The 16,425-nt window shown below is 54.9% G+C and carries 10 protein-coding genes and 1 pseudogene; 7 read left to right on the top strand and 4 right to left on the bottom strand.

The features are described from left to right. The first annotated feature begins 238 nt into the window (after nucleotides 1-238). From FV139_RS14015 to FV139_RS14000, 4 genes are all read left to right on the top strand, one after another. Nucleotides 239-2,509: a TonB-dependent receptor gene (locus tag FV139_RS14015; RefSeq protein WP_148069092.1), complete on the top strand. Its 2,271-nt coding sequence runs from the start codon at nucleotides 239-241 to the stop codon at nucleotides 2,507-2,509. Nucleotides 2,510-2,614: 105 nt separating this feature from the next. Further along, nucleotides 2,615-3,442: an acetoacetate decarboxylase family protein gene (locus tag FV139_RS14010; RefSeq protein WP_148069091.1), complete on the top strand. Its 828-nt coding sequence runs from the start codon at nucleotides 2,615-2,617 to the stop codon at nucleotides 3,440-3,442. Between the two features lie 10 nt (nucleotides 3,443-3,452). Next, nucleotides 3,453-4,877 carry an APC family permease gene (locus FV139_RS14005; RefSeq protein ID WP_187276541.1) on the top strand — a complete coding sequence of 475 codons (1,425 nt, stop codon included), beginning with the start codon at nucleotides 3,453-3,455 and terminating at the stop codon, nucleotides 4,875-4,877. Between the two features lie 193 nt (nucleotides 4,878-5,070). Next, nucleotides 5,071-7,521 (top strand): GcvT family protein, encoded by a 2,451-nt coding sequence (locus tag FV139_RS14000; protein WP_148069089.1) that lies wholly within the window; start codon nucleotides 5,071-5,073, stop codon nucleotides 7,519-7,521. A gap of 213 nt (nucleotides 7,522-7,734) precedes the next feature. Here FV139_RS14000 and FV139_RS13995 read toward each other — a convergent pair whose 3' ends face one another. The 4 genes from FV139_RS13995 to FV139_RS13980 form a co-directional block, all read right to left on the bottom strand. Then, nucleotides 7,735-9,249: an aldehyde dehydrogenase family protein gene (locus FV139_RS13995; protein WP_148069088.1), complete on the bottom strand. Its 1,515-nt coding sequence runs from the start codon at nucleotides 9,247-9,249 to the stop codon at nucleotides 7,735-7,737. 382 nt (nucleotides 9,250-9,631) lie between these two features. Continuing rightward, complete coding sequence (phaZ, locus tag FV139_RS13990; protein WP_213004128.1) at nucleotides 9,632-10,441, bottom strand: poly(3-hydroxyalkanoate) depolymerase; 810 nt, start codon at nucleotides 10,439-10,441, stop codon at nucleotides 9,632-9,634. A 4-nt stretch (nucleotides 10,442-10,445) separates the two neighbouring features. Continuing rightward, nucleotides 10,446-12,155, bottom strand: a complete 1,710-nt coding sequence (locus FV139_RS13985) for an alpha/beta fold hydrolase (protein WP_187276540.1) — start codon at nucleotides 12,153-12,155, stop codon at nucleotides 10,446-10,448. Between the two features lie 366 nt (nucleotides 12,156-12,521). Beyond that, entirely contained in the window at nucleotides 12,522-13,391 is an 870-nt protein-coding gene (locus FV139_RS13980; RefSeq protein ID WP_235898676.1) for a helix-turn-helix transcriptional regulator, read from the bottom strand. 627 nt (nucleotides 13,392-14,018) lie between these two features. Here FV139_RS13980 and FV139_RS13975 point away from each other — a divergent pair. The 3 genes and pseudogenes from FV139_RS13975 to FV139_RS21240 form a co-directional block, all read left to right on the top strand. After that, complete coding sequence (locus FV139_RS13975; RefSeq protein ID WP_148069085.1) at nucleotides 14,019-15,422, top strand: aminotransferase; 1,404 nt, start codon at nucleotides 14,019-14,021, stop codon at nucleotides 15,420-15,422. 1 nt (nucleotide 15,423) lies between these two features. After that, a complete protein-coding gene (folD, locus tag FV139_RS13970; RefSeq protein ID WP_148069420.1) occupies nucleotides 15,424-16,269 on the top strand; it encodes a bifunctional methylenetetrahydrofolate dehydrogenase/methenyltetrahydrofolate cyclohydrolase FolD in 846 nt (281 codons plus the stop codon). Nucleotides 16,270-16,336: 67 nt separating this feature from the next. Beyond that, nucleotides 16,337-16,425 (top strand): annotated as a pseudogene (locus tag FV139_RS21240) (electron transfer flavoprotein subunit beta/FixA family protein); the annotation flags it as partial.

Here is a 16,425-nt window from a genome sequence, read left to right as displayed (position 1 = left end):
ATCGCGCATATTCCACCGCGAATCCTCACTACTACCTTTCGCGAGGTATTGTCCTTGGTCTGCAGGTAAAACAAAGTACCTGCGACCAGTGGTTCAATCTACTAACTAACAGTATTTCGAACGATGAGATTCAGCGACTGTTAGCTGGCCTGAGGTGAAATGTCGTCCAACGCGTCGACCGATATTGTCCCAGCCGGTTTGAGTACTAATCTGGAAATCCATTTTTTGAGGGGGTGAAATGGCGTTTAAAAATCGGAAAGACGTAAAAATTGCGATGCTTTTGGGTAGTTCGAGTGCAATGCTCGCATTCCAGCCCGGGTCGGCGTCTGCACAGCAACTGACATCAGGACAGATTGAAGAGGTCGTCGTTACCGCACAGAAGCGCGAAGAAAATGTGCAGGACGTGCCGATAGCCATCACGGCGCTGTCCGGGCAGGCACTTGACGAACTCGGTCTGGATAACGCGGAGCAGCTCGGGGCGCAGGTGCCCGGCCTGGTCGCTACCTCCTTTTCGGGGGGGGGTACCGTTTCCCTGTTTTCGATTCGTGGGGTTTCACAAAACGATTTTGGAGATCACCAGGAAGGCCCCGTCGCCGTGTATGCGGATGGTGTCTATATCCCGAGTACTAGCGCTGCGGGAGCGACCATGTACGACCTGGCGCGTGTGGAAGTTCTCAAGGGGCCACAGGGAACCCTGTTTGGTCGTAACGCGACCGGCGGTTTGATCCAGCTCATCAGCAACAAGCCGACGGAGGTGACCGAGGGTTATGTCGACCTGACCGTCGGATCGTATAACCAGTTTACCGTTGAAGGTGCCCTGAGCGGTGCGCTGACTGATACCCTGCTGGGGCGTATTTCAGTCTTCTCGGACAATGCCGATGGCTACTTCAAGAATCCGCTGACCGGCAACGACGGGCGGGAGCGTGAGAGCCATAACGCTCGAGTCCAGCTGCGCTGGATGCCGTCAGACCGCGCCACAATTGATTTCGTCGGTCGTTACACGGATAACCCGCGCCAGATCCAGCATGCCTATGACGCCCGGCCGTCGACGGGTGCAGCACGAGGCGATGCGGAGTTTGACTGGTTTGGCAATCCCGACCAGGGTTCAGAACCCAACAAGCAGTCTATCGCTGCGGACGGCTACCTTGGGAAGCGCGCAGATTCCTATGAGTTGACAGCTGCTTTCGATGTGGGTGAGACGGCGACGATAACTTCCATCAGCGCCTATGGAAATGTCCAGAAGGAGTATCGTGAAGTTGACGGTAGCGCAGGTTGGGAGGGGCGTATCTCCCAGTATACGCTCAGCAGTACCGTGGACCAGGACCAGTTTTCACAGGAGCTGCGTCTCAACGCAAGTACCGACAAACTCCGCTTCCAGACCGGTGTTTATTACCTGCTTATAGATGGCGATTTCAGTATTGATACAGACTTTCCTGCCTTTGCCGGGAGGGCGCTTGTGGATGCCAGTCAAAAGACCGAGTCCTGGTCTGTATTCGGGCAGCTTGAATACGATATCACGTCGAGCCTTACTGCTATCGTGGGTGCCCGCTGGGTCACCGACGAGAAAGAATATTCAAACGACACTCGTTGTGCCGCACCGTCAATAAACTTGACCGGGGAAGTGTTAGGAGAATTCTACGATGACTGTGTACTCTACAGCTCGTTTGATCCGGCTGACCCGCTTATCGTCGATTTCCCCGGTGCCTTCAAGGATGATCGCGATGATACGATGGATACCTATACGGCGAAACTGAATTATCAAATGACCGAAGATGTCCTCATCTACGGCGGCTATAGCCGTGGTGCAAAGGCGGGCGGCTACAATATCGCGGGAGACGGCTTTACCTACCTGGACGAGCTGACCTTTGACCCGGAAGAGCTCGACGCGTGGGAGCTGGGGGTGAAGTCGAAATTCTGGGATAGTAAAGCCCAGTTAAACGTTGCTGCATTCTACTACGATTACAGTAACTATCAGGCCTTCACTTTTGCGGGTGTAACCAATCTGGTCGAGAATGCGCAAGCCGAAGCCCAGGGCGGCGAGATCGAGCTCGTTCTGACCCCTTCGGATGGTTGGTACTTTTCTGCCGGGCTTGCCTTCCTTGATACCGAGCTGAGTGACGTTGCAGCAAGCCGCGATGGCTCGGCGACCTATCCGTCACAGGACATGGTGCTGTCGCCCAATCTCAGTGCAAACTGGATTGCGAAGAAGGCCTGGACCTTCGGTAACGGCGGCTCGCTGGATATTCAGGTCGACGGGAACTATGTCGATGAGCAGGAGTACAGTGCAAATGCTACTGGCGTAACACAAGGCGATGCCTACACACTATGGAACGCGCGCCTTGCCTACTATTCCAGTAACGATGCGTGGGAGGCGAGCGTCTACGTTCGCAACCTGACCGATGAGACCTATCACGCCTATGCCTTCGACTTCGTGTCCTTTAGCGGCCTGGCTGCTGAGGTGTTTGGCCCGCCGCGCTGGTACGGTGCGCAGGTGCGCTATCGTTTCTAGCACGCTACCCTTAGCAAGGTATTGTCACGTCGGCGCAGGCTAAGCATAGTAATCGTGAACACTGGCCTGCGTTAAGCCAACTCCTATTCGAATGAGGATCTTTCAATGGCGTTTGTCTGGACCAAGGAACAAGTCGAAAAATACACGGGATACTACAAGAGTATCTCTACGAGGGGATCCAACCTCACACTGTCGTTCGAAACGACTGCAGACTATGCACGCTCAGTACTCCCTCCTTGCCTGGAAGTGGCTGAAAAGCCACTTGTCAGCCTCTCGGTCGGTTCATTTATGGAAATCTTCGAGGGGTATCCAAACCGGCCGGGGCGGGACTCGGCCTTACTTGTGGGTATCAACGCGGTATATAAAGGGCTCGAAGGAACCTACTTTCTTGCTGTTATCGAGACCGAAGAAGTCAACGTGACCACCGGGCGCGAGGTCTGGGGGATGCCGAAGAAAATTGGCACCGTCGACTATTGGGAAGACGGTCGCAAACTCTGGGTTTTCTGCGAGCGCAAGGGGCATCGTCTGGTAGAACTCGAAGCTGAGCTTGGCCCGGAACTGGGTGAACAGGAAGACTCGATCGAGTACTACTTTGAACTTCGCGGACAGTTTGCAGCCGACCTGTCAGCGGTTCATCATCCCGAGCTCGTAGTGCAAAAGATGCCGTCGAAAACCTCCAGGTTCAGGGAGCTATCGAATCCCTATGTCAATCTTACAGGCTCGCCTTTCGATCGCGGTATAGGGACACTTGAGCTTGGCCAGTTCGCCGGTGGATCAATGTCCGGTGGTGAAACTGGCTACCAGCTCGACAGTGTCACGGACCTGAGTGGCGATGGAAATGATTACTTTCCTTATCTACTCGGAAGATTCTACGACCTGTGGGAGGATTACGAGGACCGGGAAGGGCGTCCGCGCTCGCCGACTTCCGTTTGAAGCCCTGCCCATGACCCAGGCAGAAGAGCGCACAGCGGATTCGGGGCAGGCTGCGACCCTGCAGCACAACCACGCCTCGATGGGGACGATGACGGTGCTGGGGCTGGCCGCCATGCAAATCGGCCCGGGCATTGCGCTGGCCGGCGGTTACCTGATTCTCTACGCCGGTAATGCTTCGTGGCTGGCAATGTTGGGAGCCCTGCTAGCGACTGCTGCCCTGGGTGTAGGCGTGACTGCATTCGCGCGTCGCTTTGTTGTCTCGGGGGGGCTGATCTCCTACGTTGGTTCGGTGCTGGGGCCCTGGCCGCGAGCGTTCGCAGCGGCCGGCTACCTCGTCGGCCTACTGGTCTCGATGGCTGCGGTTGCGACCGGGGTGGTGATTTTTACCGCGAGCTTCCTGTTGGAGATGGGATTCGGTTGGGGAAGTTCTGCAGTCGGTCAGGCGATATCGGCAGTGGTATTGACGGCGTGCGCGTGCGCCCTGGCGTATCGCGGTCTGGACACGTCAGTGAGAGTATCGGTAGTGCTGACGTTTGCCGGAATTCCCTTCGCTGTCTGGGTCTCGGTAGCGGCGATTGCAAACACCGATTTTAGCCTGGTGGAACAGTTCAACTTCTCTGGCGCCGACTTCCGGCTGGCCGTAGTCATACCTGCAATCACAATTGCTGCGGCAAATTTTGTCGGTTTCGAAGGGGTGACCGCGATGGCCTCGGAGGCGCGGGATCCGCGGCGTTCAATTCCCCGCCTGATTGCGTTAATGCTCGGTGTTTGTGGGCTGAGTTACGTAGCCATGATCTGGATCCAGGTGCCCGTATTAAGTTCCAATCTCGAAGCGCTGGAAAGTGGCGAGTCGCCCACAACGATTCTGGCCCACGTCGGCAATGTATCATTTCTTGCCGCGCCGCTTGATCTACTCCTTGCCGCCGCAACGTTTGCAGGGCTTGTTGCGACGATCAATTATGGCTCGCGTATCATCGGTACCGCGGCTGCAGATGGTCTTCTTCCGAAAGGACTATCCCGAATTCATCCCGTTTATCGCTCACCCGTTACGGCCATCGTATTCATAGGCGTTATCGCCGGGGGGTTGCCGGTACTCCTGCAGCTGATTTCTTCTGCGTCTCCGCTCGAGTCATCCGTGTACCTGTACACCTTCTATGTGTACTTCTACCTGCTGCCCTACGTGCTCGCAGCGATAGCAGCCGTCGTCATGCTGGTCCGCGAAGGCGGCTTCAGGATCTTCCAGATCGTTACAGTGACTGGCAGCGGGCTGGCCTGGGGATACTTCTTCTGGTTTGGCCTGAGTCATTCTGACGAGGGAGTGTTCGGAATGCTTCCCTGGCTATCCCTGATACTGACGATGGCTCTTTTTCTCATTTTTGCGATCGTCCAGTGGAGGAGCCCCTCCCGGATCAGCAAGCTGGAGGAGGTGCTATAGGCACCTTTCCTCCGGTGCGTACACCGCGACCGAGGAATAGCAGGTAACAATCCTTCCTGCTCGGCATTCGCTCTGTTCCCTACCATTTGTATGGTATTGCCCATCTAGCGCACCTGTCACACTCTCTACCTATAGCGTTCGCTTAGAAATTTTCGACGCGAAAAGTAACGAAGAGCAACTGTAGGAAAAAATCATGACATCGGTTCCAGGCACAGCTGACGTAGTAATTATCGGGGGCGGTATAGCCGGCTGTTCGATCGCATATCACCTTGCAAAACGCGGAGTAACAGACGTCGTTTTATGTGAGCGAAAACAGCTAACATGTGGAACGACCTGGCACGCGGCCGGTCTTGTTACCCAGCTTCGCGCAAACCGCAGGATGACGGAACTCGCCTACTACACGGGCCAGTTATTCCGGGAACTGGAAGCTGAAACCGGGCTGGCGACAGGCTACATGCAGCGCGGATCGCTGCGGCTGGCAAAAACACCCGAACGGCTTGAGGAACTCGCCCGGGGAGCCTCCATGGGGCGTTGCTTCGGACTTCCAGTCGAGCCGGTTTCGCCGGGCGAGATCAAGGAGAGATGGTCACCGGTAAATGTCGACGGAATCGTCGGCGGCTTCTGGTTCCCCGAAGATGGCCAGGTCAACCCGATCGATGTGACCATGGCGTACGCCAAGGGTGCGCGCATGCGGGGTGCCAAGGTGCTGGAGCAGTGCCTGGTAGAAAAAATTATTGTGGAACAGGGCAAAGCCCGCGGCGTTGTTACCAACCAGGGAGAGATAAGAGCAAAGTCCGTCGTAATCACTGGCGGTATGTGGTCGCGCGATCTCGCCGCGCAGGTTGGCGTGAGCATCCCACTGCACGCTGCAGAGCACTTCTATATTGTTACTGAGGCAATTCCCGGTCTTCCGGGGGATCTGCCCGTCATGTTCGTCGGCGACGAGCACGCCTACTACAAGGAAGATGCAGGGAAACTGTTGATTGGCTGTTTCGAGCGCGACGCCAAACCCTGGGGGATGGACGGGATCTCGCCGGAATTCTGTTTCGATCAGCTACCAGATGATTTTGATCACTTCGAGCCGATCCTGGAGCAGGCCATCAATCGCGTGCCGCTACTGGCGGAGTCGGGAATCCAGCTGTTCTTCAACGGGCCGGAAAGTTTTACACCAGACAATCGCTATCACCTCGGCGAGACACCGGAGGTACAGGGCCTGTTCTCTGCCTGCGGGTTCAATTCCGTGGGAATACTCTCGTCAGGTGGTGTTGGTAAAGTCATGGCTGACTGGGTCGTTGATGGCCTGCCTCCGGTTGAACTGGTTGATGTCGATATCCGTCGCACTCATTCTTTCCAGTCGAACAGGAAGTACCTGCACGACAGGACGACCGAGAGCATCGGCGCGATGTATGACATGCACTGGCCGAATCTGCAGTATGAAACCGCCCGCAACGTACGCCGGAGCCCATTCCACGACCGGCTCATCTCCGAGGGGGCGTGGATGACAGAGATGAACGGCTACGAGAGGCCGGGTTTCTTCGGCGTGCCGGGTGAGACGCATGACGTACGCTACTCCTATGGACGCCCCAGCTGGTTCGAGCGAACTGCCCTGGAGTGCATTAACACGGCCGAGAACGTGTCGATGTTCGACCTGAGCTGTTACGTCAAATACATGCTCGAGGGGAGGGATGCGCTGGAAGTCCTGAACTATGTCTGTGCGAACGACGTGGACGTTCCACATGGCAAGGTGGTCTATACCCAGTGGCTGAACCCTCATGGCGGTATCGAGGCAGACCTGACGGTGACTCGACTGAGCGACACTTCTTTCCTTATCGTCACTGTCGCAGCATCACAGCGCCGCGACCTGGCGTGGCTCCAGCGGCATATCCCTGCCGATGCGCATGCTTTCGTCACCGACGTTACCTCGGGTATGCCGATGCTGGCGCTCATGGGGCCGAAATCACGCGAGCTAATGCAACGGGTATCGCCGGCGGATTTCAGCAACGAAGCTTTTCCCTTTGGTACCAGCCAGGAAATTGACCTCGGCTATGCCAAAGTGCGCGCGTCTCGTGTCACCTTTGTGGGAGAGCTGGGCTGGGAATTGTATATACCGGCAGAGTTCGCACAACATGTCTATGACGTCCTTGTCGAAGCTGGCGCGGAACTTGGCCTGGGGCACGCGGGCTTCTTTGCGCTGAACTCGCTGAGAATGGAGAAGGGCTACCGTCACTGGAGCCATGATATCGGCGAGGAAGATACGCCCTATGAGGGCGGCGTTGGCTTCGCTGTTGCTATGAATAAGCCTGGTGGTTTTATAGGCCGGGAAGCGCTGCAGAAGCAGCTGGATAGCGGTCCTCTGACGAGACGGCTCGTACAGTTCAAGCTCAAAGACCCCAACGGTCCGTTTGTGTTTCACCATGAACCGATCTGGGTTGACGATAAGATCGTCGGTTCAGTCACCTCGGGGGCTTACGGCCACAGGCTACAGGCATCACTGGGAATGGGATTTATTGAAGCCGAAGAAGGCGTGGATGCGGACTTTCTCTCTGCTCACGAATTCGAGGTTGAAATCGCCTGGAAACGCTACCCCATCGAAGTTCAACTCAAGCCCTGGTACGACCCCGCAGGTAAGTGCATAAAAGCGTAGTTCAATGCCCCGGCGCGCTCCGGAGAATTCTGAGCGCTACCGGGGATCTTTGACTTCAGTGAGGGAGTAGTGGAAGAGACCGTTCAGAGGAACGCACTGGTCAGCTTGACTCCACTACCACCGCGGTGTCCTGTATGGGCTTCGGTGGCAGCAAAGTAGCCTGGATCCAGGTAGCCTGGATCCAGTAGTCGGCGCAGACTGCGCAAGGGCGGGTTATTGATCCCCGCCAAATGCTTCCTTGTCAGAGTAGGGGAACCACCAGAAGTCCTGAGAGGTGCAGTCAGGATCGATCATTACCATCTTCGAGTGGCGGAACTGATCGAGACCCTCGGAGCCTAGCTGACTGCCGATACCGGAAAGTTTGCGACCACCAAATGGCTGGGCATTGTTGTCCATCAGCGGGGCATTGATCCACGTCATTCCGCATTCCAGTTCCTCGATAGCCCGGGCGGTCTCCTTGAGGTCGGTCGTGTAGACCGTCGAGCCGAGACCATATTCAGAGCGGTTGGAGAGGACAATGGCCTCGTCAAAGTCCGCTACTTTGCAGATCGACATTACCGGCCCGAAGCTCTCGACGTTCATGATTTCCGCGTCGGGAGATACATCCTTAAGAATGACCGGATTGACGAAGAATCCCTTGTCCAGGCCGGCGGGTCGGCCGCCGCCAAATGCGACGCTCGCGCCTTCCTCGATAGCCCGGTTTACCAGCGCTTCAAAACGGGTGCGTTCGCGTTCCGACACCATGGGTCCCATGTCAACGTGGTCGAGGCCATTGCCGATGCGAACCTCCCGGGCCAGATCTATCACCTTGCTGACAAAATCGTCGTAGATGGCCTCATGAATATAGAAACGCTCAGCGGATGTACATACCTGCCCGGCGTTGAAGAAGGCAGCGAAGACCGCGGCCCTTGCCGCGACGTCCAGGTCGGCTGACGGCATGACGATAAAGGGATCATTACCAGATGTTTCGATCAGGGCCTTTTTGAATGTCTCAGCACAGGCGCTGGCTACCATTTTCCCGACTGTGACACTGCCTGTGAAAGCCACGCCGTGTACGTCGCGATGCGCCACGAGTCCCCCGCCGATCCTGCCCCCGCCGGTGACGCAGGCGATCAGTCCGCTCGGTAGGTGGGGGAGCAGACAGCGCATAAGCAGTAACGATGAAAGTGAAGTTTGCTCGGAGGGCTTGAGTACGACGGCATTGCCGGCACCCAGTGCCGCTGCCGCCTCCCAGGCAAACAGGCAGAAGGGGAAGTTGAAGGTCATGATGATGCCGACAACGCCCAGGGGGTGCTTGGTTACGTAATTCTGGTGGCCGCCCACGACCGGTCCGGCAATTCTGCCGTTGTCCAGGCGGGAGGTCTCAGCGTAGTGGCGAAAAGCCAGGATGGCCCAGTAGGCTTCATCGAACGCTTCCTTGTACGGTTTGCCCATTTCGCGAGTAAGCGACTCCGCCAGCAAGGCCTGGTTCTCTTCGATACTATTGGCAATCCGGTGCAGGGCGTCAGTCCGATCAAGCGCAGAAAGGCGCGACCAGGCCCGCTGCGCCACCAGCGCACCGGCAATGGCGGTATCCAGCTCGGCATCGGTACTATCTGCGACGGTTCCAACGACTTCTGCACTCGCAGGGTCGATGACGTCGAACGAGCCGGTTGCGGCGCTACGCTGGAATTCACCGTCAATCAGAATTGTATGACTAAAGTCGGCAAAGGGCTGAAATGAATTCATTGTGTACTCCAATTGAACAGCGATGGTTAGTGGTGGGATGATCCGACGGGACTCTGACGTTGCGACGATGCGTAATGGCGTAGTTGTGTATGCTCGCGGTGCGATGCGAGCGGCCTGAATTGCAGGCAAAGAGCTGATCAGAGCCGGGTCTTTAGGGCTAGCTTGGTTAATTGGGCTGGCACAGGCAATACCATTGGAGGGGTATGTTGTCAGGCCCGACTTTATCCGGTGAGTGTGCGTCGTCCATATCGATATCCGTCGCTTCAATGAGGGCCACCCATTACACCTCCTTGGCAACCAGGATTTCGCGCTGAAACCGAGGCGCCGCGAGGCTTTCAGGGATCCGATTATCTGAACACCTTTGGAACTGGCTTACAGAACTCTACTTGGAATCCAGGAAATCCTCCAGATCGGACGCCACTGCTTGAGCACGCGTTAGTAGGAACAAGTGGCCGCACGCGACCACGTGAAGCCGGGCGTTTGGTATCATCCTGGCTAACAGTTTACCGTTGGCTAGCGGTGCAATAGGGTCATCACTCCCCGACAAAACCAGTGTTGGCAACTCTAGCTTGTGTAACCACGGTAGGCTACTCCAGCCCATCAACGCCCATAGTTGGTAATAGTAGCCCCGCACACTGGGAGGTGTCATCTGACTGGCATGCGCTTTTGCCTTGAGCTTATTGGTCCGTAAGGAGCCGCCATAGATCTTCGGTGCGATGGAGACCATGTAGTCAGGCGAAAAATACCGTAGCGGATTCGACATGCGCACGATCACCTCCATGCGCGGTGGGAGCATCAAGTGCCCCGGAGTAGTAGCCGCCAGGATAAGCTTCTCACACCGCTCACTGTATTGCCGGGCGAATTGTTGCGCCAGTAACCCGCCCCATGAAATCCCCAGTACCGCCACTTTTTCATAACCAAGGCGATCCAGGAGTTGAGCCGCCAGGCGTGCATAGTTTCGCATTCGCCATGGTCGCTGCGGTGTGGTGGAACTGCCCGATCCGGGCATATCAAACGTGACTATCTCGCGGTTTGGCATTGCCGTAATAATGGGTTCGAGCAATTCAAGCCCGGCGCCAATCCCGTTGAATATAAGTAGAGCAAGGCCTTCCCGCGCTCCTGGTCTGATGCCGGTACGTACATTCACTCCTTCAATTTGTAGGTAGCGAATGTCAAGCGCGTGTTCATCCAATGTTTCAGCCTCTCACATAGAGACCAGGTGCTGGCTCGATGGGCGCGTAGCCTTTGCCGCCGAGCTTTTTACTCGCCCTGATTTTACGGCCAGAGCGGTTGGCTAACCAGTCATGCCAGTCCAGCCACCAGGAACCGGGCTGCTTTTCTGCTCCCGCCAACCAGTCTTCATGCCGCGCAGGATTTTCCGGATTGCTCAGGTAGCTTGCCTTGGGGTTCCCTGGCGGATTGACCAGCGCCTGTACATGTCCGCTAGTGCTGAGTATAAAACGAACAGTTCCTCCAAGAATTCGAGTGCTTCGATAGCATGCATGCCACGGAGTTATGTGGTCGGTGGTGCCGCCTACCAGGTATTTGTCGCAATCCAATGCCTGCAAATCTATTCCCTGATCATGTATTTTGAGAGCACCTGGTGTGGCAAGCGGATCTGACAATAGAATATCAAGGAAATCGCTATGGAGTTGTGCTGGTAGACAAGTTGTGTCGTTATTCCAATACAGTATGTCAAAGGCCGGTGGCTTACTGCCCATCAGGTAATTGTTCACTACATAACTCCACACGAGGTCATTGGGTCGCATCCAGTTGAATACTCGGGAGAGATCCTTTCCTTCCAGTACTCCATGTTTGCGTGAGGAGCGCCGTGCCGACTCTATTGAATCTGGTGAAGCAAATGCCGTTATCTCTGAATCGCCGACCGCTTGACTGAGTACGCAGACGCTGAGACTTAAGCTGTTGATCGAACTGTCACCGGATTGCTTTAGGTAACTGGACAAGATAGTGGCCGTGATGCCGCCCGAGCAGGCACCCGATATATTGATGCTATCTTGTCCAGTGATTGCTTTTATAGCCGTAACGGCCTGTACCAGCGCTTTTATGTAGTGTTCCATGCCCCAACTCGAAAGCTCGGCGGTGGGATTGCGCCAGCTAACAGTAAAAACACGATGACCATGCTGGAGCAGGAACTTGAACAAGCTCTTTTCGGGTGAAAGGTCAAGAATGTAGTACTTATTGATTTGCGGTGGAACGATTAGCATCGGTCGCTGATAGACCGAACTGGTAAGCGGTGAGTACTGAATCAGTTCCAGAACTTCATTACGAAATACCACGGCCCCCTCTGTGGTAGCAAGATTCTTCCCGACCTCGAACTGGCTCTTATCTACCTGAGATGGCATACCATGGTTGTTGCGCATATCGTCCATGAGATGACGCATGCCTTGGATCAGGCTGCCGCCACGAGTGGCTCGAAACTTCTTGAGCGCTACTGGGTTGGTCAACAAATGATTTGTCGGGGCGAGACTGTCCTTGATCACCGAGAGCACGAACTGCGCCTTTTGTTCGTCCAGGCTATCCAGGTCAAGCTCTGCGAGCCACTCATCCATTGACTCCCCGAGGGCAAGGTAAGCCTGCAATACCCAGTGATAGAAACCGCTATCCTGCCAACTATCATCTTTAAAGCGACGGTCCCCCTGCGGCACACCGCGTTCTTCAAGGCCTGCAGTCAAATCAACAATCTTGCCGCTATAACCGGCTAAATGCTTGATAAGGTGGAGGGGGTGACGTAGGAAATGTCGTGACATGTTTGCAACGGCATCTCTGATGTCATCCCTGCTCACACCGATGAGCGGGCTCAGGCCGACTACGTCCTCCGCCTGCTGATTGAGTTGCTTCTGTTCACGTAATTTTCGAGCACGTTTCTGTTGTGCTGACAAGGCCATAGCCATCCACCTCTTTCGATGCGTTAAAGTACCTCAATACTTTATTGACCATTCGCATTTTTGCTTCGATTCTAGATCACTTCTATTTGCATACCCACGCCACGATAAACTTTACCCTGCGACGAAGGGATTTACTGAGAAGACCACTAAATTCTTAGACTGACGAAAAACAGGTAACTTTCTGCGCTGCCTTTGATTGAGCACTACATATGCAGCGTGAATTGCGCAAAAGCGCCAGTGACCTAACCCTTTAGCGTCGACTATGTGTGATGTGTTGAACGCGTATAATTGGTTCTCACGATTTAAAGTCGGGTAATAATTTGAGCGAGGAGTATGTGAGCGAGGCGGTATCGTGGCAGAGAAACATTAGAGAGGTTGCAGGTAGAGGCTGAGTGGATCACTGTCAATATCAATACTGACTTCTTCTATAACATCAATAAAAAGTGTAAACAGCTCCGCTTGACAGCTGATGTCCAACTTCCGGTAGATGTTGCGCCTGTGAACCGCGGTCGTACCCTTTGCCATTTCCAATCTTTCCGATATGACGTCGATCGGGTAGCCTCTGAGCAACAATTGGACAACCTCATACTCACGATCCGTTAGTACGGATCGGCCAAAATTACTCCTGGCGCGTTTTAGATTGCGGTGAAAATTGATTTCGTCGGTGGTAGCGGGAGATATCGAAGCCGGATCGACCAGGTAATCTGCACTTGCAGTCAGAACTGCGACTACTAACGGCACTATCAGCCTCGCAGCAACAATATCTTCTGAGGAATATCTTCCGACATGATGCGAGCGGGCAAAGGATAGTAGCAGATGCCCCCCAGAACCGTGTGACATACAGTAACAAACCTCGTCCACCAGTTCGGTTGCACGATAGTGATAGCGATAGAATTCACTTTTCTCGAAACTATCATCCTCCACCAGTTCGCCGAGACTCATAACGCCAGACTGCTCGGTCCTCTCAAGGGCCAGGTAAAACGGGTCGGTAAGGTAGAAACCTCGCTTATAGTCGTGTATCTGCCTGGTTCTCTTTGCATTGTCGGTACGGTGCACAATGATGTCGGGGCCAAGGTCTGGTTTGAAGTAGAAGAGCATTACCTCATCGGCCGTCAAAAGCACCGAAATCGCATCAAAAAGCGCTTCCACCTTTTCTGCCCCCTGGGAAGACACAACTCTTCCGAGCGACTCGTACCACTCGCTGGATTGCAGAAAAGAGGCACACTTTGTCGACATCAATACACCAACTCCTGAGTAAGGCAATTTTCACCGGGATTGGACAGCTCCTGCCCGAATGCCTTCATTGTGACCGTTTTGACGGGCATGGCAACTCGCTGACCAACTTATTGATTGCCTTAGCAATTTGCAGGCCAGTTACCAAATCCACAGCGCTCCGGAAACAGCTGCTCAGGAACAAATTGAGCCCCTGAAGCCCTGTGTCACCGCCTTATCCAGAGCTTGAATTTATGGAAATTGGGCTTGCAGCGCCTTCAGGCTGATGCTATCCTAGTACATATGTCCTAGCGATGCGGCCTTGAGTAGCGGCATTCGCATGACGAACGCAGGAAGCCTGGGCTTCCCGTCAGAATTCTGGAATTTTCCCGTGAAGGTCCTTGTAAGACCTTAGGGCCCCGACAGGGGCCCTTTTTTTTGGCCGGTAGTTTTGCGCCAGCATTCCCAAAACATATTTTTTTTCATGCGCTCCAAAAGTCCCTTGATCGATCCTTCGGAAACATCTAGTATTAGGACGCATGTACTAGCGAACAGGTGCCACCTGTAAACTGTTCCCGGCCATCATCCTTCGTGAATGGCCTGTGGACAGATGACGGTAACTGGCGCCGAAATGGATGGGGAGAAACCGCCATGACAAGTAACACCAGCACTGCACAGCAACGGCTTATAGACGCCGATCACGCTCACCTGCTTCACCCTTTTTCGTCGCTTTATAGCCAGAAGAACAAAGAGCTCGCGTTCTTTGAGTCAGGCGAGGGAATCTGGCTAACAAGCGCCTCTGGGGAGAAGTATATCGATGCAGCCGGCGGGTTGTGGTGCACCAACGTAGGCTATGGTCGCCAGGAACTCGTTGATGCTGCCTCAAGCCAGATGTCAAAACTGTGTTATCTGCACAGTTTCTCCAACTTCACCCATGAGCCTCAGATCGAACTGACGGAGAAGTTGCTGTCTCTTCTGCCGAGTGGGTTTGACCGGATTTTCTATGGACTTTCGGGGTCGGACGCCAACGACAGTAACGTGAAGCTGATCTGGCGTTACAACAATGTGTTGGGACGACCCGAGAAGAAGAAAATTATCGCGCGTGAATCTGGGTACCACGGCTCCACTGTTACCGCGGGTAGTCTTACAGGTATTACTGCAGCCCACCGTGCATTTGATATTCCGCGCCCTGGGTTCCTGCACACTGTCGCTGCGGATTGGCACAGAAGGCCCGATCACATCGCCACTGAGGAAGAGTTCGTTCGCTATCTGGCTGACGAGTTGGAAAAGCTCATTCTTGCGGAAGGTCCTGACACGATTGCTGCCTTCTTTGCTGAGCCCATCTCCGGATCAGGCGGCATTATCCCGCCCCCTGCTGGCTACTTCGAGGCGATAGATGCGGTACTGAAGCGTTACGACATCCTGATGGTCGCGGATGAAGTGATTACCGGATTCGGAAGGACAGGCACCTGGTTTGCCTCTCCGCGCTACAATATCAAACCCGACTTGATGACCCTGTCCAAAGGGATCACCAGCGGTTATCTCCCACTGTCCGCCAGTGTTTTGTCTGAGCGTGTAAGCAAGGTGCTTTACTCAGAGGCCGAGGCTGACGGCGCCTTCGGGCACGGCTTTACCGCCTCAGGGCACCCGGTTTGCACGGCCGTAGCGATGGCAAATATCGATATCCTGGAGCGCGAAAAGCTCCCGGAGAACGCGGCCAAGGTCGGAGCTTATCTGCAGAACCAACTGCGGGAGCAACTGGGCGACCGGCCGTTTGTCTCGGACATCCGCGGAGAAGGTCTGTTGATGACCATTGAATTCGACAAGGACAAGGAGACCCGTACGCCCTTTGTTCAAGCCTCCAAAGCCGGACACTTCGCGATACAGGCTTGTCACGATGAGAAACTGGTAATTCGAGGTGCGAGGGGACGAGCACTGGCGGCTATGGCTCCGCCACTCACCCTGACTGAGTCTGAGGCAGACCAGATCGTGGAGCGCCTCCTGCGAGCGTTTACCCGGATTGAGGACGCCATGCATAAAGGCGAGTTTGATTGATATGTCTGCGCTTATTCTCGATGGCAAGGCTATCGCAAAACAAACCGAGGCTGAGTTGTCAGAGCGCGTCGAGCGGCTTAAGCAGTCCAGTGGCGGGACGCCGATTCTGGCAACGATCCTGGTTGGTGGAGATCCGGCCTCGGCGACCTATGTGTCCATGAAGCAGAACGCGTGTCGTCGAGTTGGTATGGAGTCCATCGCGGTAAAACTGCCCGAAGAGACAACTACAGAACAACTCCTGTCTGCCATTGAGGAACTCAATGGCAACCCTGACTGCCATGGCATTCTTCTGCAGCATCCAGTGCCGGAGCAGATTGATGAGAGGGCCTGTTTTGACGCGATTGCCCTGGAAAAGGACGTCGATGGAGTAACGTGTCTCGGATTTGGTCGCATGGCCATGGGGGAGGAGGCCTATGGTTCGGCCACGCCCCAGGGCATCATGCGTCTTCTACAGGCTTACGATATTGAGCTCGAAGGCAAACATGCTGTAGTGGTGGGGCGTAGTCCTATTCTCGGCAAGCCAATGGCAATGATGTTGCTTAACGAAAACGCCACCGTGACGATTTGTCATTCCCGTACCCGTAACCTGCCTGACATTGTCCGCCAGGCGGACATTGTGGTCGGGGCAGTAGGCAAGCCTGAGTTCATACGCGCTGAATGGATAAAGGCGGGAGCCGTAGTCGTTGACGCGGGCTATCACCCCGGCGGTGTAGGTGATATCGAGCTCGGTCCGCTTGAGGCCACGGCCACGGCACTGACGCCGGTACCCGGAGGGGTGGGGCCGATGACGATTAATACACTGATTCTGCAAACGGTATTGGCGGGTGAGAAGAAGCTGAAGCGCTAAGGAGAGCGTGTTGGTGGATTAACCCTGATACCGGACATTCAAGGCATATTGCCGGGGAACAAATTCGATGAAAGTGCTAGTTGCTGTAAAGCGCGTTGTTGACTACAACGTCAAGGTTCGCGCCAAAGCCGATGGCAGTGATGTTGATCTTAACAA

The sequence above is a fragment of the Parahaliea maris genome (genome assembly GCF_008064665.1).
GTDB lineage: Bacteria > Pseudomonadota > Gammaproteobacteria > Pseudomonadales > Halieaceae > Parahaliea > Parahaliea maris.
The sequence above is the reverse complement of the archived record's forward strand: the minus strand, read 5'-3'. Positions and strand labels throughout refer to the sequence as shown.

What these genes read in the sequence shown, in the direction of transcription:
- FV139_RS14015 (WP_148069092.1), top strand. Translation starts at nt 239, where the DNA reads ATGGCGTTTAAAAATCGGAAAGACGTAAAAATTGCGATGCTTTTGGGT.
- FV139_RS14010 (WP_148069091.1), top strand. Translation starts at nt 2,615, where the DNA reads ATGGCGTTTGTCTGGACCAAGGAACAAGTCGAAAAATACACGGGATAC.
- FV139_RS14005 (WP_187276541.1), top strand. Translation starts at nt 3,453, where the DNA reads ATGACCCAGGCAGAAGAGCGCACAGCGGATTCGGGGCAGGCTGCGACC.
- FV139_RS14000 (WP_148069089.1), top strand. Translation starts at nt 5,071, where the DNA reads ATGACATCGGTTCCAGGCACAGCTGACGTAGTAATTATCGGGGGCGGT.
- FV139_RS13995 (WP_148069088.1), bottom strand. Translation starts at nt 9,249, where the DNA reads ATGAATTCATTTCAGCCCTTTGCCGACTTTAGTCATACAATTCTGATT.
- FV139_RS13985 (WP_187276540.1), bottom strand. Translation starts at nt 12,155, where the DNA reads ATGGCCTTGTCAGCACAACAGAAACGTGCTCGAAAATTACGTGAACAG.
- FV139_RS13980 (WP_235898676.1), bottom strand. Translation starts at nt 13,391, where the DNA reads ATGTCGACAAAGTGTGCCTCTTTTCTGCAATCCAGCGAGTGGTACGAG.
- FV139_RS13975 (WP_148069085.1), top strand. Translation starts at nt 14,019, where the DNA reads ATGACAAGTAACACCAGCACTGCACAGCAACGGCTTATAGACGCCGAT.
- folD (WP_148069420.1), top strand. Translation starts at nt 15,424, where the DNA reads ATGTCTGCGCTTATTCTCGATGGCAAGGCTATCGCAAAACAAACCGAG.